27 protein-coding genes are annotated in these 26,251 nt (G+C 64.2%); 14 read left to right on the top strand and 13 right to left on the bottom strand.

Features of this window, described 5'->3' with window-relative positions:
• The first annotated feature begins 43 nt into the window (after nt 1-43).
• The 5 genes from ACI5KX_RS11365 (at nt 44) to ACI5KX_RS11345 (ending at nt 5,880) form a co-directional block, all read left to right on the top strand.
• Nucleotides 44-907, top strand: coding sequence for an alpha/beta fold hydrolase (locus tag ACI5KX_RS11365; protein WP_406810771.1), 864 nt, complete (start codon nt 44-46; stop codon nt 905-907).
• Nucleotides 907-2,052 (top strand): glycosyltransferase family 4 protein, encoded by a 1,146-nt coding sequence (locus ACI5KX_RS11360; RefSeq protein ID WP_406810770.1) that lies wholly within the window; start codon nt 907-909, stop codon nt 2,050-2,052. Before ACI5KX_RS11365 ends, ACI5KX_RS11360 begins: the two co-directional genes overlap by 1 nt.
• A gap of 157 nt (nt 2,053-2,209) precedes the next feature.
• Nucleotides 2,210-3,022, top strand: coding sequence for a tetratricopeptide repeat protein (locus ACI5KX_RS11355; protein WP_406810769.1), 813 nt, complete (start codon nt 2,210-2,212; stop codon nt 3,020-3,022).
• A 42-nt stretch (nt 3,023-3,064) separates the two neighbouring features.
• Entirely contained in the window at nt 3,065-4,390 is a 1,326-nt protein-coding gene (locus ACI5KX_RS11350) for a PQQ-binding-like beta-propeller repeat protein (RefSeq protein WP_406810768.1), read from the top strand.
• A gap of 92 nt (nt 4,391-4,482) precedes the next feature.
• Complete coding sequence (locus tag ACI5KX_RS11345; RefSeq protein WP_406810767.1) at nt 4,483-5,880, top strand: methyltransferase family protein; 1,398 nt, start codon at nt 4,483-4,485, stop codon at nt 5,878-5,880.
• 4 nt (nt 5,881-5,884) lie between these two features.
• On the opposite strand, the gene ACI5KX_RS11340 is transcribed toward ACI5KX_RS11345, so the two are convergent.
• The 3 genes from ACI5KX_RS11340 to ACI5KX_RS11330 form a co-directional block, all read right to left on the bottom strand.
• Nucleotides 5,885-6,187: a putative quinol monooxygenase gene (locus tag ACI5KX_RS11340; RefSeq protein WP_406810766.1), complete on the bottom strand. Its 303-nt coding sequence runs from the start codon at nt 6,185-6,187 to the stop codon at nt 5,885-5,887.
• A 13-nt stretch (nt 6,188-6,200) separates the two neighbouring features.
• Complete coding sequence (locus tag ACI5KX_RS11335) at nt 6,201-7,571, bottom strand: glutamate--cysteine ligase (RefSeq protein ID WP_406810765.1); 1,371 nt, start codon at nt 7,569-7,571, stop codon at nt 6,201-6,203.
• Nucleotides 7,572-7,634: 63 nt separating this feature from the next.
• Nucleotides 7,635-8,390 carry a 16S rRNA (uracil(1498)-N(3))-methyltransferase gene (locus ACI5KX_RS11330; protein WP_406810764.1) on the bottom strand — a complete coding sequence of 252 codons (756 nt, stop codon included), beginning with the start codon at nt 8,388-8,390 and terminating at the stop codon, nt 7,635-7,637.
• A 39-nt stretch (nt 8,391-8,429) separates the two neighbouring features.
• On the opposite strand from ACI5KX_RS11330, the gene ACI5KX_RS11325 reads away from it, so the two are divergent.
• Genes ACI5KX_RS11325 through ACI5KX_RS11315 form a run of 3 tightly spaced genes read left to right on the top strand, consistent with a single transcriptional unit; the run spans nt 8,430 to nt 10,341 of the window.
• A complete protein-coding gene (locus ACI5KX_RS11325; protein WP_406810763.1) occupies nt 8,430-8,813 on the top strand; it encodes a hypothetical protein in 384 nt (127 codons plus the stop codon).
• On the top strand, nt 8,810-9,712 hold the full coding sequence (ubiA, locus tag ACI5KX_RS11320; RefSeq protein WP_406810762.1) for a 4-hydroxybenzoate octaprenyltransferase: 903 nt from the start codon (nt 8,810-8,812) through the stop codon (nt 9,710-9,712). Before ACI5KX_RS11325 ends, ubiA begins: the two co-directional genes overlap by 4 nt.
• Nucleotides 9,712-10,341, top strand: coding sequence for an SOS response-associated peptidase (locus tag ACI5KX_RS11315; protein ID WP_406810761.1), 630 nt, complete (start codon nt 9,712-9,714; stop codon nt 10,339-10,341). The genes ubiA and ACI5KX_RS11315 overlap by 1 nt, the downstream gene beginning before the upstream one ends.
• A gap of 61 nt (nt 10,342-10,402) precedes the next feature.
• On the opposite strand, the gene ACI5KX_RS11310 is transcribed toward ACI5KX_RS11315, so the two are convergent.
• On the bottom strand, nt 10,403-10,795 hold the full coding sequence (locus tag ACI5KX_RS11310) for a VOC family protein (protein ID WP_406810760.1): 393 nt from the start codon (nt 10,793-10,795) through the stop codon (nt 10,403-10,405).
• Between the two features lie 99 nt (nt 10,796-10,894).
• Here ACI5KX_RS11310 and soxR point away from each other — a divergent pair, with 99 nt between their 5' ends.
• On the top strand, nt 10,895-11,350 hold the full coding sequence (gene soxR, locus ACI5KX_RS11305) for a redox-sensitive transcriptional activator SoxR (protein ID WP_406810759.1): 456 nt from the start codon (nt 10,895-10,897) through the stop codon (nt 11,348-11,350).
• Here soxR and ACI5KX_RS11300 read toward each other — a convergent pair.
• The 5 genes from ACI5KX_RS11300 to ACI5KX_RS11280 form a co-directional block, all read right to left on the bottom strand.
• Entirely contained in the window at nt 11,347-11,889 is a 543-nt protein-coding gene (locus ACI5KX_RS11300) for a SixA phosphatase family protein (protein WP_406810758.1), read from the bottom strand. The two genes, soxR and ACI5KX_RS11300, sit on opposite strands and share 4 nt — an antisense overlap.
• 136 nt (nt 11,890-12,025) lie before the next feature.
• A complete protein-coding gene (locus ACI5KX_RS11295) occupies nt 12,026-12,874 on the bottom strand; it encodes a sterol desaturase family protein (protein ID WP_406810757.1) in 849 nt (282 codons plus the stop codon).
• 104 nt (nt 12,875-12,978) lie between these two features.
• Nucleotides 12,979-14,040, bottom strand: a complete 1,062-nt coding sequence (locus tag ACI5KX_RS11290) for a helix-turn-helix domain-containing protein (protein WP_406810756.1) — start codon at nt 14,038-14,040, stop codon at nt 12,979-12,981.
• Nucleotides 14,037-16,703, bottom strand: a complete 2,667-nt coding sequence (locus tag ACI5KX_RS11285; RefSeq protein ID WP_406811364.1) for an ATP-dependent DNA helicase — start codon at nt 16,701-16,703, stop codon at nt 14,037-14,039. The genes ACI5KX_RS11290 and ACI5KX_RS11285 overlap by 4 nt, the downstream gene beginning before the upstream one ends.
• Before the next feature lie 280 nt (nt 16,704-16,983).
• Nucleotides 16,984-17,343, bottom strand: coding sequence for a hypothetical protein (locus tag ACI5KX_RS11280; RefSeq protein WP_406810755.1), 360 nt, complete (start codon nt 17,341-17,343; stop codon nt 16,984-16,986).
• Nucleotides 17,344-17,717: 374 nt separating this feature from the next.
• Between ACI5KX_RS11280 and ACI5KX_RS11275 the strand changes: the two genes are divergently transcribed.
• Nucleotides 17,718-18,122: a nuclear transport factor 2 family protein gene (locus ACI5KX_RS11275; protein ID WP_406810754.1), complete on the top strand. Its 405-nt coding sequence runs from the start codon at nt 17,718-17,720 to the stop codon at nt 18,120-18,122.
• Nucleotides 18,123-18,128: 6 nt separating this feature from the next.
• Here ACI5KX_RS11275 and ACI5KX_RS11270 read toward each other — a convergent pair whose 3' ends face one another.
• Entirely contained in the window at nt 18,129-18,398 is a 270-nt protein-coding gene (locus tag ACI5KX_RS11270; RefSeq protein ID WP_406810753.1) for a metal-sensitive transcriptional regulator, read from the bottom strand.
• A 79-nt stretch (nt 18,399-18,477) separates the two neighbouring features.
• Here ACI5KX_RS11270 and ACI5KX_RS11265 point away from each other — a divergent pair, with 79 nt between their 5' ends.
• The 3 genes from ACI5KX_RS11265 to ACI5KX_RS11255 all read left to right on the top strand — a co-directional run bounded on the left by ACI5KX_RS11265 (nt 18,478) and on the right by ACI5KX_RS11255 (nt 23,059).
• A complete protein-coding gene (locus ACI5KX_RS11265) occupies nt 18,478-20,184 on the top strand; it encodes a copper resistance system multicopper oxidase (protein WP_406810752.1) in 1,707 nt (568 codons plus the stop codon).
• Nucleotides 20,184-21,185: a copper resistance protein B gene (locus ACI5KX_RS11260; RefSeq protein WP_406810751.1), complete on the top strand. Its 1,002-nt coding sequence runs from the start codon at nt 20,184-20,186 to the stop codon at nt 21,183-21,185. The genes ACI5KX_RS11265 and ACI5KX_RS11260 overlap by 1 nt, the downstream gene beginning before the upstream one ends.
• Nucleotides 21,186-21,424: 239 nt before the next feature.
• Nucleotides 21,425-23,059, top strand: a complete 1,635-nt coding sequence (locus tag ACI5KX_RS11255; RefSeq protein ID WP_406810750.1) for a lysine--tRNA ligase — start codon at nt 21,425-21,427, stop codon at nt 23,057-23,059.
• Nucleotides 23,060-23,062: 3 nt separating this feature from the next.
• On the opposite strand, the gene ACI5KX_RS11250 is transcribed toward ACI5KX_RS11255, so the two are convergent.
• Nucleotides 23,063-23,731, bottom strand: coding sequence for a prolyl hydroxylase family protein (locus tag ACI5KX_RS11250; protein WP_406810749.1), 669 nt, complete (start codon nt 23,729-23,731; stop codon nt 23,063-23,065).
• A 108-nt stretch (nt 23,732-23,839) separates the two neighbouring features.
• The gene (locus ACI5KX_RS11245; protein ID WP_406810748.1) at nt 23,840-25,000 is read right to left on the bottom strand and encodes an RcnB family protein; all 1,161 of its coding nucleotides are present in this window, start codon (nt 24,998-25,000) and stop codon (nt 23,840-23,842) included.
• 190 nt (nt 25,001-25,190) lie between these two features.
• Here ACI5KX_RS11245 and ACI5KX_RS11240 point away from each other — a divergent pair, with 190 nt between their 5' ends.
• A complete protein-coding gene (locus ACI5KX_RS11240; RefSeq protein ID WP_406810747.1) occupies nt 25,191-25,772 on the top strand; it encodes a pyridoxamine 5'-phosphate oxidase family protein in 582 nt (193 codons plus the stop codon).
• A 4-nt stretch (nt 25,773-25,776) separates the two neighbouring features.
• Here the strand turns inward: ACI5KX_RS11240 and ACI5KX_RS11235 are convergent, their stop codons facing one another.
• The gene (locus ACI5KX_RS11235; protein ID WP_406810746.1) at nt 25,777-26,211 is read right to left on the bottom strand and encodes a hypothetical protein; all 435 of its coding nucleotides are present in this window, start codon (nt 26,209-26,211) and stop codon (nt 25,777-25,779) included.
• Between the last annotated feature and the right edge of the window lie 40 nt (nt 26,212-26,251).

Genomic DNA, 26,251 nt, shown 5'->3' with positions numbered 1-26,251 from the left:
AAGCGTGGATGCCGGACAATTCTGTGAGGGAACTTCGCCCAACATGGCAGCCAATTACGAAGACCGGTCCTGGACCAGCGCCGACGGACTGAAACTGCACTTTCGCGACTATCCCGGACCCGACGGCTATGACGGACCGCCGGTGCTGTGCCTCCATGGCCTGACCCGCAACTCGCGCGATTTTGCTGCTCTGGCCGACCACCTGAGCGAAACGCGGCGGGTGATCGTTCCGGAGATGCGCGGGCGCGGAATGAGCGATTACGCTCCCGATTCCTCGACCTACAATCCGGTGCAATACGTCGCTGACGTCGAAAAGCTGCTGGCGGAGGAGGGCATCGAGCGCTTCATCGCCATCGGGACATCGATGGGCGGATTGATGACAATGCTGCTCGCCCAGGCCAAGCCGGGCCGCATCGTCGCCGTCGTGATGAACGATATCGGGCCGGAGATCGAAACTTCGGGCGTGGAGCGGATCGCGGGCTATGTCGGGCAGGGGCGCAGCTATCCGACCTGGATTCACGCTGCGCGGTCGCTGGCGGAAGTCCATGGGAGCGCGTTTCCCGATTTCGATCTCGACCAGTGGCTCGAAATGGCCAAGCGCACCCTCGTCGTCAGCCAGAACGGGCGCATCAGCTACGATTACGACATGGCGATCGCCGAGCCGTTCAAGCAGCCGGGCAATGCCGCGCCGGCCAACCTGTGGGCGGGATTCGATGCTCTCGGCGAGGTCCCGATGGTGCTCGTTCGCGGGGAGCTTTCCGACCTGATCTCTCCGGAGACGGTAAAGGAGATGGGCGCGCGCAATCCCAATATGCGCACCGTGACCGTGCCGCGCGTGGGCCATGCGCCGACGCTTGACGAACCCGAAGCGCGCGAGGCGATCGACGCCCTGCTGGCCGAGATCTGATGAACGAAACCCCGAAAATCCTGCACTGCCACTCGACATTTTCGGCAGGCGGCAAAGAGGTGCGCTGCGCGCGCCTGATCAACGCCTTCGGCAAGGGACTGTCGCATCACATCGTTTCGGCCATGCCGGATCGGATGGGTGCGAGCGAGCTGATCGACCGCACGCAAACGAAAGTAACCTATCCCACCAATTTTCCCTCGCTCAAGGGTAGTCCTACCCCAGGGCGGCTGGCGACCCTTGCGCAGGCGATGAAGCCCTATGACCTCATCCTGACCTACAACTGGGGCGCAATGGACGCGGTGATGGCGCATACGATCTTCGGGCGCCATTATGGCCTCGCGCCGCTGATCCATCACGAGGACGGCTTCAACGAGGACGAGGCGGACCAGCTCAAGTGGACGCGCAACTGGTTTCGGCGGATCGCGCTGACCTATACTGACGCTCTCGTCGTGCCCAGCACCACGCTCGAGACGATTGCGGTGGATATATGGAAGCAGCCGCGCGAGCGCGTCGTCCGCATCCCCAACGGCATCGATACCACCGCGTTCGCCCGAAAGCCCGACCCTTCGCGGCTGCGCTTGGTCAAACGCGAGAGTGAGCGCTGGGTGGGGACGCTGGCGGGGCTGCGCCCGGTCAAACAGCTCCCTCTGCTGGTCGAAGCGGTGCGCGACCTGCCCGAAAACTGGCACCTCGTGATCTTTGGAGAAGGCGAGGAGAAAGCGGTAATCCAGCAGGCCGCGCTCGATCACGATATCAGCCACCGGGTTCACCTGCCCGGGGAAATCGATGATCCTTCGGCCGTGATCGGCCTGTTCGACATTTTCGCGCTGTCCTCCCGGTCCGAGCAGTTTCCGCTGTCGCTGGTCGAAGCGATGGCGGCGAGCCTTCCGGTCGTGGCACCCGATGTCGGCGATATCCGGTCGACCGTCGCTGAGAGGAACCGCGCCTTCATTGCCACACCGAACGATGCAGGCGCGCTCGGGGCATTGCTTGCCGAGCTTGCCGAAGCCCCTGAATTGCGTGAAGAAATCGGCCGTGAAAATCGCGAAAAGGCAACCAGACTGTTCGACGTCTCGGCCATGGTGAAGCGATATTCCGATCTCTATTCGGGCGCGCTCGGGGAAAAGTGGGGCGCTCCGGCCTAGGTGCCGCGCCAAGCGATGCTTAACCCGGCATTCAACTTGGGCCGGCCAATTCAGGCGGGGAGAGGCGCACGGCACGCGCGAGCGCGGCATTGCGGAAGGCCGAATGCCCGCCTAAAGACGCCCGCAAACACGCAAATTGCATGAGGAAAAGAGCCCCGTGGCGCTCACCCCAAAAGGTACGAAAAACCCCGATCCGAACAAGCTGCCGGCCGAGAGCAAGATGGCGCCCGAGGATGAAGTCCTCATGCGCGAAATCGACGAGGCTGTGCGGCAGGACGACACGACGCAGTTTTTCCAGAAGTACGGCGTGGCGCTCGGATCGTTGCTGTTCCTGCTCCTCGCGGGTTTCGGCGGCTATCTGCTGTGGGACAATTACCGCGAAGGCGATCTCGAGGCGCAGTCCGAAACGCTGGTTCGTTCGCTCGATTTTTCGCAGGCGGGCGATTTCGCCCAGGCGAGCGAGACCGCTGCCGGGCTGACCGATGCCGAGGAAGCCGGGCCCCGCACGGCCGCGCGCTTCATGCAGGCGGCGGCTGCGCTCGAGCAGGACGACACGGAGACCGCTGTCGCGATGTTTGCCAAGATCGCCGCGGACTCCGACGCGCCGCCCGCTCTGCGCGACCTCGCCCGGATCCGCGAGGTCGCCACCAATTTCGACGATCGCGAGCCGGCCGAGGTGATCGAGAAGCTCAAGGACCTCGCGGTTCCGGGCAATGCCTTTTTCGCCAGCGCCGCGGAACTCAGCGCGATCGCGCATCTCGAAGCGGGCAACCGCGCCGAGGCGGGCGCGTTGTTCGGCCAGATCGCGAAGGACGAGGAGGCGCCCGAGACGCTGCGTATCCGCGCCCGCCAGATGGCTGGCTTGCTGGGTGTCGACGCGATCGAGGATGTCGATCAACTGCTTGAGGACGAGGGGATCGACCCTGAAGCGGGGTTGGCTCCGGTACCGGGCGCAGCACCGCAGCAATAAGCGGGTTGGGTCGCAAGAACTGAATATTTGGACGGACGGATGATGAACAGCTTTTCCCGAATTAGAGCGGCACTGGTCGCAGGCGCGCTGGCCGCGACGGTCACGGCATGCGCCGGTGGGGACAAGACCACCCCGACGGTAGGCGAGCGGACCCCGATCCTGTCGCGCATCGAAAGCGGGGCGCAGGTCGATCCCGCGCTTGTCGGTGTCAGCGTCGTCCTCCCGCCCGCGCAGGCGAACGGCGAATGGGCGCAGGCCGGCGGTTCGGCGAGCAAATCCTACGGTCACCTCGCGCTTTCAGGAAACCCCGCGAAAGTGTGGAGCGCGAAGGTTGCAGGCGCGAGCAATTCCGAACGCCTCGCTGCCGCTCCGGTGATCGGTGGAGACAGGCTCTTCGCGGTCGGTTCCAACGGCACCATCCATGCCTTCGACAAGAACACCGGCGCGACGATCTGGCGTTCGGATGCGGTGATGGAAGACGACATGCGTCCTTCCGCCTTCGGTGGCGGTGTCAGTTACGACAATGGCCGTCTCTACGCCACCAACGGCGCCGGTGAAGTCAAGGCGCTGGTCGCCGCAACCGGTGAGCAGATCTGGAAGGTGAAGCCCGCAGGGCCGCTGCGCGGTTCGCCGACCATCGCCTTCGGCCAGATCTACGTCATGACCCAGGACAACCAGATCATCGCGCTCAACGCTTCGGATGGCACGCTGGTTTGGGACGAATCGGGCTCGACCACCCAGTCGGGCGTGTTCGGGGTGGCAGCGCCCGCAGCCGGACAGGGCACCGTGATTGCGGGCTACTCCTCCGGCGAGCTTACCGCCTACCGCTATGAAAACGGTCGGACTCTGTGGGCGGATGCGCTCGCGCGGACGAATATCTCCACGCAGGTCGGATCGCTGACCGATATCGATGCCGATCCGATCATCGATTCGGGCCGGGTCTATGCGCTCGGGCAGGGCGGCCGGATGGCGGCCTACGAACTCGTGACCGGCCAGCGCATCTGGGAACTCAACCTTGCGGGCATTTCGACCCCGGCGATCGCGGGCGAATGGATCTTCACGCTGACCGACGATGCGCGCCTGCTGGCGATTGCCCGTTCGAGCGGGCGGGTGCGCTGGATCACCCAGTTGCAGCAGTTCCGCGACGAGAAAGACCGCGAAGGCCCGATTTTCTGGACCGGTCCGGTGCTCGCGGGCGGCCATCTTTGGGTTGCAAGCTCACGCGGCGAAGTCTGGAAGATCAGCACGGGCGAGGGATCGTCGCAGCTGTTCGCAGATATCGACCAGCCGGTAAGCTTGCCGCCGGTCGTCGCCGACAACCATCTCTACGTCCTCGACGACAGCGGGACGATCCACGCCTGGCGTTGACGTTAACCTGTTGCGGGGCGCTGTCCCGCCGCTGGACGCGGTATCCTTTGGCACGGTGCGGTTAACCCTTTTGCGCTAAGCGCCTTCGGGCAATGAGCGCAAAGGCAAACAGCACTGCGGCGGCCCCTGCCGCGACGCTTCCCAAGAGCGATGTTTCGGCGGGCGTGGGCCTTGCCGGGCTGCTCGGCCTGTTCGCCTGGATCCTGTTCTGCCGGACCTACCCGTTGATTGCCGAGACGCTGGGTTTCACGGGCGAGTTCTCGCCGGAGCGGGGCGTGTTGTCGGGCCCCTATGCCTCGCTTGCGGCGATGCTGTTCACGGCCGGTCCGATGGTGGTGTGGTCGGTCCTCGTCGACCGGGTGCACCTGCGCCCCTCGACCGGCATCGACTGGAAGCTGAAGCGCAGGGTCGAAGACGTCATGCCCGTGTCGGCGGTCAAGATCGTCGGATTGTGGGCAACCTTTGCGATCCTGGCTGCGCTTTACGGTCTTTGCCGCTGGTATTGGGACGGGCAATATCTCTTCGCGATGGAGGTGCTCACCGTAGCGGTGCTTCCGATCGCGCTGCTCGCCGTCCCCTATGTCGTCTGCCTCGACCGTCACATGATCGAACCGCGCGACGCGTCTTGGCATTTCGGCGCGATGCTGTTCGGACAGGACGGATGGGATGCCGAGCAGGTCAAGAAGCATTGGCGCGCGTGGATCATCAAGGGCTTCTTCGGCGCGTTCATGATCTCGATCCTGCCGGGCGGATTCGCCTATGTGGTCGAGGCCGACGTGTCTGCGATCGTCAGCAACCCGGTCGAGATCGGGATGCTGCTGGTCTCGCTGCTGTTCGTGATCGACGTGCAGATCGGCACAGTCGGATACCTCGTGACCCTGCGCCCGCTCGATGCGCATATCCGTTCGGGCAATCCGCTGCTCGGCGGCTGGATTGCTGCTCTGCTGTGCTACCCGCCGTTCGTCTGGGGGCTGATCGGCAGCAATAGTCAGGTATTGAGCTATGAGAGCAATGTCGCGGGCTGGGGGCACTGGCTGGCGGGCAACGAGACGCTGCTGTGGGTATGGGCCGCGTGGCTGGTGTTGCTCACCGCCGCCTACGCCTGGGCGACCGTCGCGTTCGGCATCCGCTTTTCGAACCTCACCTATCGCGGGGTGCTGACCAACGGCCCGTACCGTTACACCCGCCATCCGGCATACCTTTCGAAGAACCTCTACTGGTGGTGCTCGGTGATGCCGTTCCTCGTCACCAGCGGGTCTCCGGCGGACATGATCCGCAACACCTTCTTTCTGCTGATGGTCAACGCGATCTATTATTGGCGCGCGAAGACCGAGGAAGCGCACCTGCTCGCCGAGGATCCGAAATATCGCGAATACTACGACTGGATGGAGCAGCACGGGCTCATCACCGCGCCGCTCGCGCGCCTCAAGCGCAGGCTGAAAGGCCGGGTGACGGGGAGCCATGGCGGCGTGGCAGAACCCGCCGAATAACGCCTTACATCACCGGCGAACCGTCATCCGCCTCATATTTCGCCAGTTCGGTGATCTCGATATCGAGTCCGGATAGCGTCTTCTGGAACGCAGCCATGTGCGGGGTCTGGAAGTGATAGGCGAGTGCGTCGTTATCGACCCATTTCTCGACGATGATCAGCTTGTTCGGATCGAGTACATCGAGCGCGTAGGAATAACCGATACAGCCTTCCTCGGCGCGCGATGCCTCGATCATCGTCGCCATCGCCTCGCGTCCGGCATCGAGCGCGCCTTCTCCCAGCCGGGCTTCGGCGAGTACGAACAGCATAGGTTTCCTCCCGTCAGAAACTGTACTTGTAGACCCGTGTGACGTCTTCGCCCCATTCGCCGTAATAGGCATCGAGCAGGCGCTGCGCGGGGACTTTCCCGGTGCTGACGATCTCGTCGAGGGTTTCGAGATAGCCGGTTTCGTTGTCGCCGCTGGCGTTGAGGCGTGCGCGCGAGGCGAGGCCCTGATGCGCGATCTTGAGCACTTCCTTGCCGAGGTCTTGCAAGGTGCCGCCGTCGGGCGATTTGGTTGCGAGCGCGAGCCTGGGCACTTCGTTGCGAAGCCGCTCGCGTTCTTCCATCGACCAGTCCTTGACGAGATCCCACGCCGCATCGAGCGCGCCCTGATCGTAGAGCAGGCCGACCCACAGCGCCGGTAGCGCGCAAATCCGGCTCCACGGCCCGCCATCGGCGCCGCGCATTTCGAGGAAACTTTTCAGGCGGACCTCCGGAAAGGCAGTAGAGAGGTGATCCCACCAGTCGCTTGCGGTCGGACGCTCACCGGGAAGGACCGAGAGCTTGCCGTCGAGAAAATCGCGGAAAGAGAGCCCCGCCGCGTCGATGTATTTTCCGTCGCGGAACACGAAATACATTGGCACGTCGAGCATGTATTCGGCCCAGCGGTCGTAGCCGAAGCCGTCCTCGAACACGAAGGGCAGCATGCCGGTGCGATGCGGATCGGTGTCCGACCAGATGTGGCTGCGATAGGAAAGGTAGCCGTTGGGCTTGCCCTCGGTGAAGGGCGAGTTGGCAAACAGCGCGGTCGCCAGCGGTTGCAGTGCGAGGCCGACGCGGAACTTCTTCACCATGTCGGCTTCGGACGAGTAATCGAGGTTCACCTGGATCGTGCAGGTGCGCAGCATCATGTCGAGGCCCAGACTGCCGACGCGCGGCATGTGCCGCATCATGATCTCGTAGCGGCCCTTGGGCATGATCGGCAGCTCTTCGCGGGTCTTGTCGGGCCACATGCCGAGGCCGAGATAGCCGACGCCGCAGCGCTCGCCGATTTCCTTCACCTGCGCGAGGTGCCGCCCGGTTTCGGCGCAGGTCTGGTGCAGGTTTTCGAGCGGCGCGCCCGAGAGCTCGAGCTGGCCTGCGGGTTCGAGGCTGACGGTCCCGTCCTCGCCCTTCATCGCGATCACTTTCCCGCCTTCCTCGACCGGCTCCCAACCGAATTCGGTGAGGTTCATCAGCAGGTCGCGGATGCCGCAAGGCTCGTCATAGGAGGGCGCGCGGCGATCCTCCTTCTTGTAGACGAGCTTTTCGTGCTCGGTGCCGATGCGCCATGCGCTTTCCGGCTTTTCGCCGCCCGCCATGGGGGCGATCAGCTGCTCACGGCTTTCGATAACCGGATCGTCGGCGTCGGAGGATTGGCGCGTGCTCATTCCGGTGGCCCTACGCAACCGATTTCGGAGAGGGAAGCGCAAAATGCGTTTGCCTTCGCGAAGTCATTCTTGAGGGTTCCAGTCGCCGGAAGTGCCCATCCAGACCGACAGCGCGGCAATCGCTGCGGTCTCCCCGCGCAGGATGCGCGGACCGAGCGTGATGGCGCGGGACTGCGGATGCGCGCGGATCGTGTCGCGCTCGGCGTCGTCGAACCCGCCTTCTGGGCCGATGATCAGGGCAGCGGGACCCGTGTGCGCCGCGAAAGCTGCGGCGGCAGGCTCTCCGCCGAGTTCGTCGGCGAAAAATAGCGCTCGCTCGCTCGGCCAATCGCGCAGCAGCGCATCGAGCTTCACCGGTTCGGCCAGTTCGGGCAGCGCGGTGCGCGCGCATTGCTCGGCGGCTTCGGTGGTGATCGTGCGCGCGCGCTCCATGTTGAGTTTGTCGGCGACGCAGCGGCGGGTGACGAGCGGCTGGATACGCCGCGCGCCCAGTTCGGTCGCCTTTTCGAGTACGAGGTCGAAACGATCCTTCTTGAGCAGGGCGGGGCACAGCCACAGGTCGGGCACGCTTTCGCGGTTGCGGAGTTTCTCGACCACTTCGAGCGCAACCGAGCGTTTTCCAGCGTCGACCACACGCGCGGCCCATTCGCCGGTCACATCGTCGCACAGGATCACGGCATCGCCGGCGCTCACCCGCATAACTCGCCCGAGATAGTGCGCGGCATTGCCCTCGATCGATACGGCAATCCCCTCGCCAAGCGGTTGCTCGACAAACAGGCGCGGTGCGCTGCGGGGCGGCCAGGCGGGTGTAGCGGGCATGGCTTCCCACTAGGCGCGGGCACGGCTAGGGAGCAAGCCATGAGCGCACGAACCGCACAATTCGGCATCGCCGCCGTATTCCTCATCCTCGGCGGGTGGGCGCTGCTTGCTCCCGGCAATGTGATCGACCTTGCCTTCACGCCCGACTATTCGGAAAACACTTTCGTTACCCGCTTCATGGTTGCGTGCTTCGGAGCGCAGGCGGTGCTGTTCGGGACCATGGCGCTGGTGGTGCGCTGGTCGGCGACCGGATTTCTGGTCTTTGCCGTGCTGCTGCTGCCGTTCTTCTGGTTCAACTGGCACTTCCACTACGAAGTGCCGGTGCTGAGTTCGATCGGGATGCTCGATTTCGCGGGCAATGTGACGATGCTGGTGCTCGCACTGATCGGTTTGCGTGCAGCGCGGCGCGAGGAGTCGGCGTGAGCGAGCAGATCGTCCCCGACAGCGAACATCGCGGGCTGGTCGCGCGTCTGCCGCAATTGCCGCGCGACCTCGCGCAACTCGCACGCTTCGACCGGCCGATCGGCTGGTGGCTGCTGTTCTGGCCCTGCGTCTTCGGCGTGTGGCTGACGGGCGCAGGGTGGCAGTTGCCGCTGCTCGGATGGCTTCTATTGGGCGCCATAGCGATGCGCGGGGCGGGCTGCGTCTACAACGACATCGTCGATGCCGATCTCGACAAAAAGGTTGCGCGAACCGCCGCACGGCCGGTGGCGAGCGGGCGAGTCTCGAAGAAGGTCGCGTGGGCGTGGCTCCTCAGCCTGTGCCTCGTCGGCCTCGTGGTGCTGCTGCAATTGCGGATCGAGGCGCAGATCGTCGCTCTCGCCAGCCTCGCGCTGGTCGCCGCCTATCCTTTCATGAAGCGCATCACCTGGTGGCCGCAGGGGTGGCTGGGCATGGTGTTCAATTGGGGTCTGCTGGTCGGCTGGACCCAATTGCGGTTCGACAATTGGGATGCGCTGGCCGCGATCTACGCCGGGTGCATTTGCTGGGTGATCGGTTACGACACGATCTACGCGCTGCAGGACCGCGAGGACGATGCGCTGGTCGGGATCAAGTCCTCGGCGCTGCGGATGGGCGAGCGATATCACCTCGGCATCGGCCTTTTCTACATTGCCACCATCGGCCTGTGGGGGCTCGGCATCTGGCTCTACCGGCCCGATTGGCTCGCGGTGCTGGCGCTGCTGCCGGTGGCGCTGCATCTCTTGTGGCAGGTGGCGACGCTGGATCCGACGGACCCGGCCAACCCGCTCGAACGCTTCCGTTCGAACCGTTGGGCGGGCGCGCTGATGGCGGCGGCGTGCTTCGTGGTGGGGAACGCCTGATGTGCAACCTCTACCGCATGACCAAGGGCAAGGACGAAGTCGCCAAATGGTTCGAGGCGATCGAAGCGCTCGGCGGAGCGAACTTCGGCGAAGAGGTCTATCCCGGATATCCCGGCCTCGTCGTGGCGAGCGGTGAACTCAGGCAGATGACCTGGGGTTTCCCGCTGGTGATGAAGGGCAAGAGCGGCCAGCCGCTGAAGCCCAAGCCGGTGAACAACGCCCGAACCGACAAGCTCGACAGCTTCTTCTGGCGCTATTCCTTCGAGGAACGGCGCTGCCTGATCCCCGTCTCCGCATGGGCCGAGGCGCAGGGGCCGAAAGGGAGCAAGACCCGCACGTGGCTCTCGCTCCCCGATTCCGAGCTGTTTGCGGTCGCGGGCGTGTGGCGCGACAGCGACGAATTCGGCCTGTGCTATTCGATGGTGATGACCGACAGTGCGGGATCGGCGGCGGAGGGCATTCACAGCCGGATGCCGGTGCTCCTCCGCCCGTCGGACTACGAGGGCTGGCTTTCGGGATCGCCGGAGGAGGCGAAATCGCTGTGCCGGGCATGGGACGGTGAGGTGAATATCGATCGTACCGACCAGCCCTGGGTGAAGGGGGCGGCGAGCCAGAAAAACCTGCTCTGAGCGCGCTTGCCGCCGCTTTTGGGAGGAGAGCCGAACAGCGGTTCGCGGGGCATGATCTCGTTCATGCGGCGTCTCCTTCGTAGCTGACGACTTCGAATTCGATCCCGTCCCAGTCGAAGAAATAGAACCGCTTGCCGGGCTGGTAATCGTCGTGGCCGAAGGGTTCGAGTCCAGACGCGACGACCACTTTCTCTGCATCGTCCAGATCGTCGACCAGCAGGCCGACATGGTTGAGCGGCTGGCCCTTGGAGTAGTCTCCGGTCACATGGTCGCCGGTATAGAGCGCGAGATAGCTCGCGCCGTTGCCCGGTTCGCCGACATGGATCGTGTCTCCGCCGTTTTGCGACTTTCCGCGCCAGCGTTCTTCCCAGCCGCACAATTGCTTGAACAGCTCGGCGCTACGTTCGGGCCGGGTGACGGAGAGGTTGGCGTGTTCGATGCGGCCTCTGGACATGGAATGCTCCTTGAAATCGATGGGTGCGAATCATTGGACTTGAGCATCGTGCAATCTCAACCTAACTTGAGGTCAAGAAATTTCGACAGGAGCGCTTTCATGGCGGCAACCTTGCGCAAAACGGACCTCATCCCCATCGGCGACGTTGCCCGCCGTACCGGGCTTTCGGTGTCGGCTATCCGGTTTTACGAGGAGAAGGGGCTGGTCGAGCCGGTGCGCACCGGCGGCAACCAGCGGCGTTTCCTGCGCTCCGATATCCGCCGGATCAGCTTCATCCGTATTGCCCAGGAACTGGGTCTGACACTGGGCGAGATCGAAGCCGAGTTCGCCAAGCTGCCCCACGGTCGCACACCGACGGCTGCCGACTGGAAGAAGATCAGCATGACGATCCGCAAGACGCTCGATCGCCGCATCGAGGAATTGCAGCGCACGCGTGACAGTCTCGACGGATGCATCGGTTGCGGCTGTCTGAGCCTGAAGAAATGCGCGATCTACAATGTCGACGATCACCTCGGCGAACGGGGTCCGGGACCGCGCCAGCTGATCGTGGACTAGCTTTCGGGTCCGAGCTCCGGATCGAGATCGCGTGGGCGGGCGAAGTGCTTCACCTCGGCGCAATAATTCTTCAGTCCGGCCCAGCTGTCGATCCGGCATTCGAGTACCGCGAAGGCGGCGGTCGGGAACTTGATCGAGGCTTCGCGGAACAGCTCGTTCTCGCGTGCAGGCGACACCAGGTCGAGCAGCACTTCCTGCATGCCGGGATTGTGGCCCGATATCAGGATGGTCTCGGGTTCTTCGTCGGCCTGCGCGGCATGGTCCTGGATGGTTTCGAGGATCGTGTCCGAACTGGCGAGATAGAGTCGCTTGTCGAAGATCGCTTGTAACTCGGGCACCGCGCCTTCGAGCGTCGCGGTGACGCGGACCGCCGGGCTGGCGATCAGCATGTCCCATTCGATTCCATGCGCGCGGATATGATCACCGATCACTTCGGCCCCCTTGCGCCCGCGCTCGTTGAGACCCCGATCGAAATCGCGCTGGGAAACGTCATCCCAATCGGATTTGGCGTGGCGCAGCAATCCGAGGATTTTCGTCACCCGCTCCAACTCCTGTTCCTGGGTCCCATCGCGAGCGCCGCGCGGCGCCCGATCCCCACAACACGATATGACGGCGTGTGTAAAGCAATTGCGGCAGCCTTGTTATCTTGCGCCGCCGGGGAACCGCACAGCTGGATCAGACCTGTTCGGGGAGCGCCGGTTTGGCCGATCCGAACATGATGAACGGCTTGGCGTTCTTGCGGAACTCTTCTTTGTAGCGCGGGTGCTCGGTGCCCATCCAGCGATCCCACCACGTGAAGTAGAACCCGTAATTCGCACGGTCGCTGTGATGCAGGTCGTGATGGGTTGTGGTCGCGATCCAGTCGGTCAGCGGATTGTCGACCCAACCGGCGGGAAACAGCTCGCTGCCCGCATGCGCCATCACATTGCGGATGATCATGTGCCAGAGGAAGAACAGCACGGCGAGGCCCGAATAGGCGACCCCCATCAGGCTGGTGGCAAGCAGGAACAGCGGCATAAAGGCGGCTTCGAACACCGCTTCCCAAGTGGTGAAGCTGTACGCGGCCCAAGGCGTCGGCGTGCGGGACTTGTGATGGTGGAGATGGGTTGCGCGGAACAGCCGCTTCGAATGCATCGCGCGGTGGATCCAGTAAAACCACGCATCGTGCAGCACAACGATCAGTGCGAATTGCCAGACGAAAGTGAACAGGCTGACCTGATCGAGCTTGAAATGGATTACGCCGATTTCGCGGCCCAACAGCGTGGCGAGGGTGGTCACACCGAAGACGAAGACCGTGCGGATCGAGGAGAGGAATTCGCGCTTGTAATCCGCCCGCGTTGCTCTGCGTTTCTGGATTCGGCGATTGCGCGCCCAGGTGCCGAAGACGAGCAGCAGGATGCTGAGCACCCCGGCCGCGACAAGGTAGCGCCCGAGATCGAAATACATCACGTCCATGAAATGCTCGGCCACCATGTGCATGGCGTAGCTGAATGTATCCTGGTGGGCGGTCTGTGCGGTCGTCATTACATGCTCCCGAGAGGTTTCAGCCACATGTCTGGACGACTATCGTATTCTTCGCGCCTCATTGGCGAAGAATGTGCGTCGATTTCGAAATCGACCGGCCTTTTTCAGTTCTGTTCGGTGCGATCCTGCGCTTCGCCGTTGAAGGATTGCTTCCTGAATTCGCTGGGAGTCGTGCCGGTTTCGGCGCGGAAGGCGCGGTTGAAGGTCGGCAGCGAGTTGTAGCCAAGGTCCATCGCGATCGTCAGCACCGGCAGGTCCACATCCTCGCGGCTCGCCAGTTTCTCGCGCGCTTCGGCGATGCGATAACGGTTGAGAAATGCGGAAAAGTTGCGGTGGCCGAGCCGCCGGTTGATGAGCGCGCGCAGCCGGTGTTCGGGCGTATCGAGCTTGTCGGCGAGCGCGGCGATCGTCAGCCCCGTTTCGCGATAGGCACCGTCTTCCATCGCGCTCGTCAGCTTGTCGTAGAGCACCTGTTCGGACGGGTTGAGATCGGGCGCGTGGGCAGGCTCTTCCGGGTCCGTATCGCCTTCGCTTTCGAGCAGCAGCTCGGTCTCGGTACGCAGCAGCGCCATGCCGACGAACAGGGTGATCAGCAGGATCAGCACCGCATTGGCCAGCTGGATTGCGGGCGAACCCTGCCGCGGCCCTTCGGCGAATTCGTAGATCAGGATCCCGGCCGCCTGCGCCGCCACCAACAGCGGCAACCACAGGCGGATGAGACGACGCTGCTCGACAAGGTCGTCCAGCCGATCGCGCATCGCCACCCTGACGAGGTCGGCGATCAGAGCAAGCGCGACGATGTGGATGAAATAGAACGGGAGTCGCCCGACCGACGGCACGAAATTGCCGAAGAACCAGCCGGCCGTGAGTGCGACCGCCGCGCCGATCAGGATGCGGCGGGGCGGCTCGCTTTCGAACAGCCGCCGCGCGAACAGCCAGATCCAGAACGGAGTAGAGATCGAAACGAGGTCGATCAGCGGATCGGCGAGCTCCGAGGCGGGAATCGCGGTCGAGGAATTGATGAGATAACCGATCACTCCGACGACGAGCCCGACCAGGGGAATCTTGATTGCGGGGCGCGCTTCACCCGCGACCAGCTGCGCGATCAGCAACAGGCTCGCACCGATTGCGAGCACCCGGACAAGGAAATCGGCCTGTTCGATCATGCCGGCCTATCTGGCCCTTCATCGGCCATGTTTCCAGCCGGCTCGACCTGCGGGGTCGGCTCTTCGCCGATCAGGCCATTCTTCACGCGGCTCAAAGCCTCGTCGAGCGTGACGCGATGCACCGCGGTGCCTTCGGGAAATGCGGACAGGAGGCGGCTGGGGAAAGCGGCGGAAAGGACGACGAAATGGCCGTGATCCTCCTTGCCCCGGATCAGCCGCCCGAATGCCTGCGCGAGCCTCGCGCGGATGATGCGATCGTCATACTGGCTGCCGCTATCCGAAGCAGCGCGGCGCGCCTTGTGGAGGATGTCGGGGCGGGGCCATGGGACGGCTTCGAGCACGACGCAGCGCAGCGAGCGCCCCGGCACGTCCACCCCGTCGCGCAGGGCGTCGGTCCCGAGCAGGCTCGCGTGCGGATCGTCGCGGAAGATGTCGACCAGCGTGCCGGTGTCGATCGGGTCCACATGCTGGGCGTAAAGCGGCAGGCCCGAACGCGCGAGCCGGTCGGCGATGCGGCCATGCACCGCACGAAGGCGGCGGATCGCGGTGAACAGTCCAAGCACGCCGCCCTCGCTTGCCTCGATCAGGCGCGCATAGGCGCCCGCCAGGCCGGGCAGATCGCCCTTCTTCACATCGGTGACGATCAGCACCTCGGCGCGGCTGGCGTAATCGAACGGGCTTTCCGCTGCGGTGAGGCGCGGTGCGCTTTCGACATGCGCTGCGCCCGAGCGGGCGATGGCGGTCTCCCACGGATCGCCCGGTTGCGCGCCGATCCGGTCGGTGAGCGTGGCGCTGGTAAGCATTACGCCGTGCGCGGGTTCGAGCACCACCTTGGCGAAGGGCTTCATCGGATCGAGCCAGCGACGATGGATCGCGACGTCGAATTCGCGCGCGTCCGAGCGGTCGACCGCCAGCCAGTCGACAAACTCGGGGTCTGCCGGTCCGCCGAGCCGTGCGAGCAGCGATTCCCATGCGCCGATCAGGTCCACCCGCCATTGCAGCGAGTAGCGCGCGCCCTCGATCCGGTTGCGGCCCTGCCCGTCGAGCCAGTCGGGCGGGTCGGCCATGATCGCCTCGAGTCTGCCGCCGAGCTTGATCAGCGGGGTGCGAATGGCGGCAAGGGCTTCCGCCGCTGCACCGGCCGCTTCGATCACCTCGCCGGGCAGGCCAGAAGCTTCGGTCTCGATGCCGTAGCCCGCCTCCTGCCCGCCGCTCTCGTCGCGGGCATAGGTCGCCGTGCGGACGGCGGAGAGCAGCGTTTCGATGGGGCCGAGCGGCTCGCCTTCGTTGAGCCGCTGAAGCCAGCCGTCGCCGGGAAGCAGCGTGCCCGCTTCGCAGGCATCCTCGATCGCCTCGCCGCCTTCATCGTCATAACTGGCGACATCGGCAAGCCGCGCGGCCAGCCCGCGCCTGCGCCCGCGGTTCTTGCGCTCGGGCCCGATAATCCAGCGGCGCAGTTCGATCGCCTCCTGGCCCGAAAGCGTCGCGGCAAACGTCGAATCCGCGGCTTCGAACACGTGATGGCCCTCGTCGAAGATCAGGCGGGTGGGGCGCTGCGCATGGTCGCGCCCGCGGGCGGCGTTGACCATCACCAGAGCATGGTTGGCGATGACGAGATCAGCCTGAGCGCTATCGCGTCCGGCGCGCTCGATGAAGCATTTCCGGTAGTGCGGGCACCCGGCATAGATGCATTCGCCGCGCTGGTCGGTGAGCGCCGCGATCCCGCGCTTGCGGAACAGCGTGCCGAGCCAGCCGGGCAGGTCGCCGCCGATCATGTCTCCATCGCGGGTGAACGCCGCCCAGCGCGCTACAAGGTGGGCAAGGATCGCCGGGCGACCTGCGAACCCGCCCTGCAGCGCGTCTTCGAGATTGAGCAGGCAGAGGTAATTTTCGCGCCCCTTGCGCACCACCACCGGCGGCGTGTTATCGGGGCGCTTGGGCGGCCAGGCGCGGCGGCTTTCGGCGCGCAACTGGCGTTGCAGGTTCTTGGTGAAGGTCGAGACCCATACCGTCCCGCCCGAAGCGCTTGCCCACAGCGAGGCAGGCGCGAGATAGCCCAGCGTCTTGCCGATCCCCGTCCCGGCCTGCGCCAGCGCGATATGCGGCAGATCGCGCTTGTCGCGCGGCGCAAAGATGCGCGCCGCGTCGGTCGCATAGGCTTGCTGGCCTTCGCGCTTTTCGGACCCTTCGCCGGTCAGGTGGTCGAGCTGCGCCAGCACGTCCTCGGGCGGCAGTTCGACCTGTCGCGGCGGGCCGCGTTCGGGCGCTTCCTCCCATTCGGGCAGCGTCGCGAACAACCACTTCTCCGCCTTTTCGGGCCGCGCGATGTGCGGTTTGAGCACCTGGGCCCACGGCCAGCGAAGCCGTTCGAGCGATTGCAGCGTGCTCCAAGCACCTTGCCGCTCGAACCATTCGGGGTCTTCGCAGGCTGCCACCAGCGCTCCGCCGGCGCGCTGGAGGAAAGCGGGCACATCCTCATCGCCTTGCGGCTCGTCGATCTCGAGCGCTTCAGCGAGACCCCGGGGTGTCGGGACGCAGAAGCGGGCCGGGTGAACAAAGGCGAACAATTCGAGCAGGTCGAGCCCCGAGAGGTCGGGATAGCCGAGCCGGTTGGCGACCAGCGGGGCATTGAGCAGCAGCACTGGAGTATCCGCCGCGGCCATGATCGCATCGCCCTTCGATACCGCTCCGGTCTCGCCGTTCGGCGGACGCAGCCAGTTGCCGCCATGGCTCGCATGGAGCGCGGGCAAGGGCAGCGGTTGAGTGGAGGGCTGGGGCGGGGTGTTCACATTGTCAGGAATGCGCAAACGAGAACGAAAAGTAAACGCTCGGCCGGGAGGTTTGCTCGGTCAATTGCCTTGCGATGGGAGAACGGTCGGCTGCAGTTACGCAGGAGGTTTGGCGACGCAGCCGAAACCGCGCCGCCTGTTCCTCAACTCATGTTCAGCACTTGCCGAACTTCTTGGTTATGATCGTGACGCCGCCCACGGAGACCGTCACTTTCACCCCGGTCGGTATTCCGAACGTGGTGCAAATGTGCAGGCAAGCCTTGGCGAGCGTTCCATTCGGTACCGAAACCGGGATCGGGATGCAGACCTTGCCGATGCCCAGCGGCAGTTTGAGGCAAACCTTGTGGTCGCCAACGGTTACTTCGATGCACTCCGCCAGTGCCGAATATTCGCCCCCATGCATGATGTTGGGCGTGCCATCTGAACCCATCGTGCCCATCGTTTCATTATGAGCGGCAGCAGCATCCAAAGCGTGCTGGACTGCCTTGTCGTCGAATTCATAAGCGTCAGACATAATTATTCCCCTTACTTGCAATAAAGCGAGTCGAACGAATCGCTAATACTATTAGAAAATGAAAATATGTCTCAATTGTGGAGTCAAAGATGAATCTTCATGATTCCGCAATTTCATAGATACTTTTACGTATGTAGAAAATCCGGTCTTCATTCGAAATGAATGAATGATCTGCAGATTTTGATACGTAAGAATGGGGCGAGCAATCGAATTGCCCTTGATACAATTGCTCCCGAGCATTGACGGTTGGGACGAGTTCACGCTTCATCGGCGGCGTGTCCGGCCAACCCGCTGGATTGACGGGAGAACGAGAAATAAACCTTTTGGTCTGATGCTTACTCGTGACCGGGCTGCTTGCCTCAAGGGAGGACATTGTGCGTTCAGCGATGATACCCGCCGCAGCGGCGATGCTGTTTGCGACACCCGCCGTCTTCGCACAGCAAGACGACGCGCAGGCTGCAAAGGCCCGCGCTGTTCAGGAGCATGTCGATGCCTATCGTTCGGGCGATCTCGACCGCTTCGTTTCGACCTTCACCGCCGATGCGACTGTGGTTGCCAACGGGATCGTCGCCAGCGGTCGCCAGGAAATCCGCGCGCTCTATTCGTACAATTTCGTGCCCGGCGCGCCGCGCGTCGAGATCGTCGAAAGCGGCATGAACGGCGATCGCGTGTACATCACCGTCAGCTATGTCTTCGAGGATGGCGGGGAGCGGTGCTGCTCCTATTCGGAATACACGGTGAAGGGCGGCAAAATCGCCCGGCTCGAAACTAGCGGGTAAGCGCGGTCAGCGACGCTTTTCGAGCAGGTCGACCAGCTCTTCGAACTTGGCGCGCTGTTCGGCCTCGTCGCCGCTGGCGATCGCTTCGTTGACGCAGCAGGCGGCGTGGTCCTTCAGGACCTGGCTTTCGACCTTGGCGAGCGCCGATTTGATCGCCGCCATCTGGTGCAGGATGTCCATGCAATAACGATCGTCCTCGATCATCTGCGCGACGCCGCGCACTTGCCCGGCGATGCGGTTGAGGCGATTGAGTTTTGCGGTCTTTGCATCCGACATTGCATTCGATCCTGTTGAAATACCCTGCGGGGGTATATATGGGGTGAAGCCGATCTGCACAAGTGAACGTATTTCCCCTATGTCCCGCACCATCAATCGCCGCCATTTCATCGCCAGCACCGCCGGCCTCGCCGCCGCGACCTCGCTGCCCATGCCCGCCTGGGCCAGGGGCGCGTCGCTCAGCCATGCGAAGCGCGGGTTCGGAGAGCTTTCGGGCGAAGATATCGAGCTTGCGATCGGCGATCACCATTTCACCACTGGTGCGCGTTCGGGGCACGCGATGGCGGTCAATGGCACCGTTCCGGGGCCGCTGATCCGCCTCAGGGAAGGGCAGGACGTGCGCCTGCACGTCACCAATAACCTGGATGAGGACTCCTCGATCCATTGGCACGGCCTGTTGCTGCCGTTCCAGTTCGATGGTGTGCCGGGCGTGAGCTTTCCCGGGATCAAGCCGGGCCAGCGCTTCACCTATGAATTCCCGATCCGCCAGCACGGCACATATTGGTGGCATTCGCACTCGGGCCTGCAGGAGCAGGCGGGGCATTACGGTCCGCTGGTGATCGAACCGGCCGAGCCGGACCCGCGCTACGACCGCGACTATGTGGTGCTGCTCAGCGAATTCACGCCGGTGCATCCGCACGAAATCATGCGCAAGCTCAAGGTCGGCGAGCATTACTTCAACCGCCAGATGATGACCGCGACCGAAGGCGAAATGTCGGGCGAAATGCGCCGGATGTGGGGCCAGATGCGGATGAATCCGCGCGACATCGCGGACGTCACCGGCTCGACCTACACCTACCTCATCAACGGCCACGGCCCGGCGGACGATCTCCAGCTTGAATTCAAGCCGGGCGAGCGGGTGCGCCTGCGCGTCATCAACGGCTCGGCCATGACCTTCTTCAACGTGCGCATTCCCGGCGTGCCGATGACGGTGATCCAGGCCGACGGCAAGGACGTCGAGCCGGTCGAGATCGACGAATTCCAGATCGGCACGGCGGAAACCTACGACGTAATCGTGCAGCCGGGTGACGGCAGCCACGCGCTCGTTGCCGAGGCGATGGACCGCTCGGGCATGGGGATCGCCAGCCTGACCAGCCACAAGGGGCACATCGCCACTCCGCCGGCGCTGCGCGAAACCCCGACGCTGACCATGACCGACATGGGGATGATGGATCATGCCGCGATGGGGCATGACATGGGCGACATGGGCGGAATGGACCATTCGATGCGCGACAAGTCGCTCGTTCCCGACGATGTCAAGGTCGGCGCGGGCGTCGACATGATCGCGCCGATGCCGATGGACCGGATGGATTTCCCCGGCCTAGGCCTCGACACAGTCGATCACCGCGTGCTGCGCTACACCGACCTCAAGGCGGCGAAGATGAACCCGCACCGCGAGGTCGAACGCGAGATGGAGATCCATCTCACCGGCAATATGGAACGGTACATGTGGAGCTTCGACGGCAAGAAATTCACCGCCGTCACCGACGATCCGATCCGTTTCGGCTTCGACGAGCGCGTGCGGGTCAAGCTCGTCAACCAGACGATGATGGCGCACCCGATCCACCTGCACGGCCACTTCTTCGAGCTGGTCAACGGCGCAGATCACATGCACCAGCCGCTGAAGCATACTCTGGTCGTGCAGCCCGGAAGCACCGCGACCTTCGATCTCTCCGCGAATGAGCCGGGCGACTGGGCGTTTCACTGCCATCTGCTCTACCACATGCATTCGGGCATGATGCAGGTCGTGACCGTGCGACCGTTCCCGGCCGAAGGGAAGGCGTGATGCGTGCCCTGTTCCTTGCCGGCGCCGCTTTGATTGCAGCGCCGCTTTCTGCGCAGGACCATTCGGCGCACAAGCCGCAGGCGCAGCAGCCCGAGGCGGAGATGGATCATTGCGCGATGGGTCACCTGCCGCCCGAGCAGTGCCCGCCAAAGAAAGACGAGGCGGAGCCAAAGCCCATGGAGGACATGGGCGACCAGATGGATCATTCGGAACACGACATGGGCGGCGACAAGTCCGCTCCCGGAGCCGCTCCCGAAAGCGCGGTGCCGCAGCGCGCCTTCGAAGGGCCGCGCCACGCCGCCGACGCGATCTGGGGCGAGCAGGCGATGGCTTCGGCGCGCCGGCAACTTGCGCAGGAAAACGGCGGGATGAAGACCGGCATGGTGATGGTCGAGCGGCTCGAGGCGCGCGTGCCCACCGATGGCGGCGACACCGGCTACGTCTGGGATGCGCAGGCCTGGTACGGCGGCGACATCAATCGCTTCGTGCTCAAGACCGAGGGTGAGGGCGAGTTCGGGGGCGAGCTCGAAGACGCCGAGGTGCAGGCGCTCTTCAGCCGCGCGATCGGCCCGTTCTGGGACCTGCAGGCAGGCGTGCGCTTCGATCCGGAACCCGATACGCGCGGGCATCTTGTGCTCGGCGTCCAGGGCCTTGCGCCCTACATGTTCCATGTCGACGGCGCGCTGTTCCTGTCCGACGAGGGGGACCTCACCGCGCGGATCGAGGCCGAATACGACCAGAAGATCACCCAGCGCCTGATCCTCCAGCCACGGATCGAGATTGAAGCCAGCGCCCAGGATATCCCGCAGCGCGAGATTGCTGCCGGGATCACAAAGGTCGAACCGGGCGTGCGGCTGCGCTACGAGATCGAACGCGAATTCGCCCCCTATATCGGCGTCGAATACGAAGCGAAAACCTTCGGCACCGCCGATCTGGCGCGGGCGAATGGCGAGGATCCGGACGGATTGAAACTGCTCGTGGGCCTGCGCGCTTGGTTCTGATTGTCCCTGTCCTACAGCGGCCGTTGCCGCTATTCAGGGAACCGGGACCCAGGATAAACGCTTCGGTTTTTGTTTCGGTGAAGTGTCAACTTCGACTTTCAGGGCTTAAGATGATGATGTTGCTGCGAAAACGGGTGCGAAAACACGGGTGACACCGTGTCACCTTTGTCAACTTCGCTTCGGCTGAAATGCCGCGACGCTTGCAACATCCTTTTCCATCCACGAAAGCCCGCACCACCATGACCATGAACGATCTCATCGACGCCGCCCGCAATTCCAAGGCCTGGCCGTTCCAGGAAGCGCAGCGCCTCTTGAAGCGCTATCCCGATGGGGCAAAGCCGGATGGCTCGCCGATCCTGTTCGAAACCGGCTACGGGCCTAGCGGCCTGCCGCATATCGGCACGTTTCAGGAAGTGCTGCGCACCACCTTCGTGCGCCGCGCGTTCGAAGCGATGATTGGCGCCAAGCCCGAAGACGGCAAGACGCGCCTCGTCGCGTTCTCGGACGATATGGACGGGCTGCGCAAGGTCCCCGACAATGTCCCGAATGCCGACATGCTGGCCGAGCATCTCGGCAAGCCGCTGTCACGCATTCCCGACCCCTTCGAGGCCGGGCACGAGAGCTTTGCTGCGCACAACAATGCGATGCTGCGCGAATTCCTCGACCGGTTCGGATTCGATTACGAATTCGTCGCCGCGAACGACATGTACAATTCGGGCCGCTTCGACGACGCGCTGCGGCAGGTGCTGCGCAAGAACCAGGACATTCTCGACATCATGCTGCCGACTTTGCGCGAGGAAAGGCGGCAGACCTATTCGCCGGTGCTCCCGGTCTCGCCCATCAGCGGGCGCGTGCTGCAGGTTCCGGTCGAGGTGGTCGATGCCGAGGCCGGGATCATCCGCTTTACCGACGAGGACGGCAGCGAGGTCGAACAATCGGCATTGGGCGGCATGTCCAAGCTGCAATGGAAGGTCGACTGGGCGATGCGCTGGTACGCGCTCGGCGTCGATTACGAGATGTACGGCAAGGACCTGACCGACAGCGGAGTGCAGTCGGGCAAGATCGTGAAGGTGCTGGGGGGGCGCAAGCCCGATGGCCTGATCTACGAGATGTTCCTCGACGAAAAGGGCGAGAAGATTTCCAAGTCGAAGGGCAACGGCCTGTCGATCGAGGAATGGCTGCAATACGGCAGCGACCAGAGCCTTGGCTTCTACATCTTCCCCAACCCGAAGAGCGCCAAGCAGCTCCATGCGGGGGTGATCCCGCGCGCGATCGACGATTACTGGCAATTCCGCGAGCGGCTGGCCGAACAGCCGCTCGACAAGCAGCTCGGCAATCCCGTGTGGCACCTCGCCCGCTCCAATGGCGGGTTCGAGGGCGCCGAGGCGCCGGGCGCGGGCGACAGCCTGCCGGTGCCGTTCAGCCTGCTGCTCAACCTCGTCGGGGTGCTCGGTGCCGAAGCGACGCGCGAGGCCGTGTGGTCCTATCTCGGCAGCTATATCGACGATGCCGATCCGGCTGCGCACCCGGCGCTCGACCTGCTGGTCGACAAGGCGATCGCCTACAACCGCGATTTCATCGCCCCGACGCTGAAGAAGCGTGCGCCGGTGGGCAGCGAAGTGGCGGCGCTCAAGGCGCTCGATGCCGGGCTAGCTGAAGTGCAGCCGGGAACGTCCGCGGAGGATATCCAGACGCTGGTTTACGAGATCGGCAAGCTCGAGGAATTCGGGTTCGAGAACCTGCGCGACTGGTTCCGGGCGCTCTACGAAACGCTGCTCGGGAGCGAGCAGGGGCCGCGCATGGGCAGCTTCATCGCGCTTTACGGGATCGAGCCGAGCCGCAAACTCATCGCGGAGGCTCTGGCGCGTTCTTGAGCCCTAGCGCCAGGTGCGCGTGCGATACCACTTGGTGATGACGTATTTGCTGCCTTTCACCACCGGAGTGCCCGCGTGCATGGTGTCGAGGTTGGGGCTGCCGTCGGGCTTGGCGTTGTTCCAGACGAGCAGCACGCCGGGCTTGGGTTCGATATTGATGCCGATTTCGGTGAAATGCGTGCCGCCGCCTTCCTCGACCTCGTTGAGATAGGCCATGGCGGTCCAGCTGCGTTGCCCGCCGCGCGCTTGCTCGAGCTCCCAGTATCGCTCGGTGACATAGAACCAGTCATTGTGCGGCTTGAATTGCTGGCCCGGGAGATAGCGTTGCCCCTGCACCGCCTCGCCGAAAGTGGAATCGATCCCCAACAGGTCGTCGATCCGCCGCGAGATGCCGCGCACGAAGCTGTCTTCGGGATCGAGATCGCCCGAATAGGAAGTGCGGAAGCCGGTTTCGTACCCGACCTCGTGCAACGAAGACGGGCGCGCGACCTCGTCGATCATGGTGCACAGCCGCTCGCATTCGGAAAGGCTCAGGAAATCGCCGATGGCGTAGAGATCGGCGAGATCGGTGGGGACGCGGTATACGCCCGGGTCGGCCTCCAGCCGCTCCTTCACGCTCTTGCCCAACCGCTTCAGCGCGGCCTGGTCCGGAATCGTCTCGGTCTTGCTCATCGGCGCTGCTTACCAACTCGCGCTCGCGGTGCAAATGCGCGGAGAAAGCAAAACGAAAGCCCCCGCCGGATCGCTCCGGCAGGGGCCTCGATATTGATTCCGGTCTCGTTACCAGAAGAAGTCGTGGATCACGTCGACCACTTCGCCGGTGTAGATATCGACCAGCAGCACGTCGTCGTAATAGCGGACCCAGCGATAGGGGCCGTAGACGGCGGGCAGGCGATAGGCCCACGGGTCGTTGATCCAGTATCTCGAGCTGAAGAACAGGCTATCGAGATAAAAGCCGATCCGGATCCGGCTGTAATAGTGCGACCGGTAAGGTGCATAATAGCGGCCGAGACGGAAGATGCTGCGGTTCGCGTGGCGATAGCGCGACCAATTGTAGCGGTGGTTGTTGCGCCACTTGCGGTTCCAGCGGCGGAAATCACGCCGTCCGTCCCGATAGCCGCGACCGTAGCTGTAGCGCTGGTCGCGATAGCGGCGGCCGTCCCGATAGCGGTCACCGCGCTGGTCGCGATAGCGGCGACCGTCCCGGTAGCCATCGCGACGCTGGTCGCGGCGGAAGTCGCGGCGACGATCAGCCCGGCGATCGGCGCCGTAGGACCGGTCGCGGCGTCCGTCGGCATAGCGGTTATTGCGGATCCTGTCGGCCCGGCGGTCTCCGCGCCGTTCGATACGGTTCGCATTGCGATCGCCGCGACGTTCGATGCGATCAGCCCGACGCTCGCTGCGGCGGTCGACGCGATTGGCAACCCCGTCACGGCCTCTGCGTTCGAAGCGTTCGGCGCGGCGATCGCCACGACGCTCGACCTGGTTGGCCCGGCGTTCGCTGCGGCGGTCGACGCGATCCGCTCTGCGTTCGCTCTGGCGACCGACCTGACGTGCGCGCTCGCCGCGGGTCTGCCAGCGATCGCGAGCATCGACGCGCTCGACGCGGCGCTGGACTGCACGGCGGGCTTCCTGCCGCTGGCCGCGATCGCGCCTGGTTTCCTGTCGCTGCCGCGCGGGCCGCTCAGCACGCTGTCGCTGGGGGCGGCTTTCCTGACGGGCCTGTGCGCGCTGGCCACGGTTCTGCGAGCGTGCCTGACGCCGTTCGCTGCGGCGCTCCCCGCGTCGGTCGCGGCGGCCCTCGGGTTGGGCGGAATCGCTTTCGGCGCCGGCTTCGACCGAAGCGGTCGCGGCCTGCGCTTCCTCGGGCGGTGCGACCAGAGCCAACGCGAATGCGAGGGCGGACAGCGCACTACCCTTGAGCAAAAGGGATAGGTTCATGAGTGCCTCCTGTGTCGCCGCCCCACCACTCACGGCATGATTGATACGTCTTGATACGCTTTGATACCCCACCTTCTAGAGACGAGTCGCTGTCACGAGCCTTAACCGGTCGTTTAGACTGCCGTTAATGTTGAGGACGGTTTTTATTAACGGCTTGACGGCACGCGCAAGAGGTCCAATTGCCGCCGCCATGTTCGAAACTCTCGAAGACGTCCGCCGCGATTGCGCCAACCGCCTGATCCGCGCGGCGAAGGACCGCAAGGTCCCGATGCACACCCCGGCAGTCGTCACCAGCGATGTCGATGCGCGTACGATGGTGCTGCGCGAATTCGACGCCGAGGCGTGGACGCTGCGCTTCCACACCGACACCCGCGCGCCCAAGGTCGCCGCGATCGAAGCCGATCCGCGCATGGCGGTGCTGTTCTACGACAAAGGCGCAAAGGTGCAGATCAGGGTGCGCGGCACGGGCCGCATCCTGCGCGACGATCCGGTGACGCAGGCCGCGTGGGAGAAGGGCACCAATTTCGCCAAGCGCTGTTATCTCGGCAAAGGACCGGGCGCGGTGTCACAGGTGCCGACCTCGGGGCTGCCCGCCGCATTCGAAGGCGTCGAGCCAAGCGACGAGGACTTGCATCCCGCGTGGGACAATTTCGCAGTGCTGCTGGTCGAACTCGAAGCGCTCGACTGGTTCTACCTCGCGCACACCGGCCATGTCCGCGCGCAATTCGAGCGCGAGGGAGGCGAGTGGAAAGGCCGGTGGGTTTCCCCCTGAGCGCTCAGGCGGCTTTGGCTTGCGGGGCGGGGAGGAGCAGCACTTCCTCGTATTCATCGTAGTCCCCGGTCGCGACGGGTTCCGGACCTCTGATGGCAGGCGGATCGAGAAGGATGAAGCCTTCGCCCTCCAGCCACACCTGCACTTCGCGGATCAGTTGCGCATCTGTCTCGGCCCCGCGCAGGACACTGGCAACGTTATGGACGGTGTCGCGGCGCGAGCGCTGGGCGCAGACCCCGGCAAGCTCGGTTTCGAGCGTATCGCGGCGAAACAGGCCCGAAAGCGCGTGCTGTCCGGTGCGGACATCGCCACGGGCGCGGGCGGGGCGCATGAGCAGCCCGGCCAGCAGGATCGCGCCTCCGGCAGCGGCGACAAGCCCCGCGAGCGGATCGACCCCGACCGCCTCGAACACTCCCGGAATTGTCGCGACGTCCCACACGGTGACGCGTGCCCCTCGGTTGCTTGCCCCTGACGAGGAG

The sequence above is a fragment of the Erythrobacter sp. GH1-10 genome, from assembly GCF_045363165.1.
Lineage (GTDB): Bacteria > Pseudomonadota > Alphaproteobacteria > Sphingomonadales > Sphingomonadaceae > Erythrobacter.
Note: the sequence above shows the minus strand (reverse complement) of the source record. Positions and strands in the feature narration are given on the sequence as shown.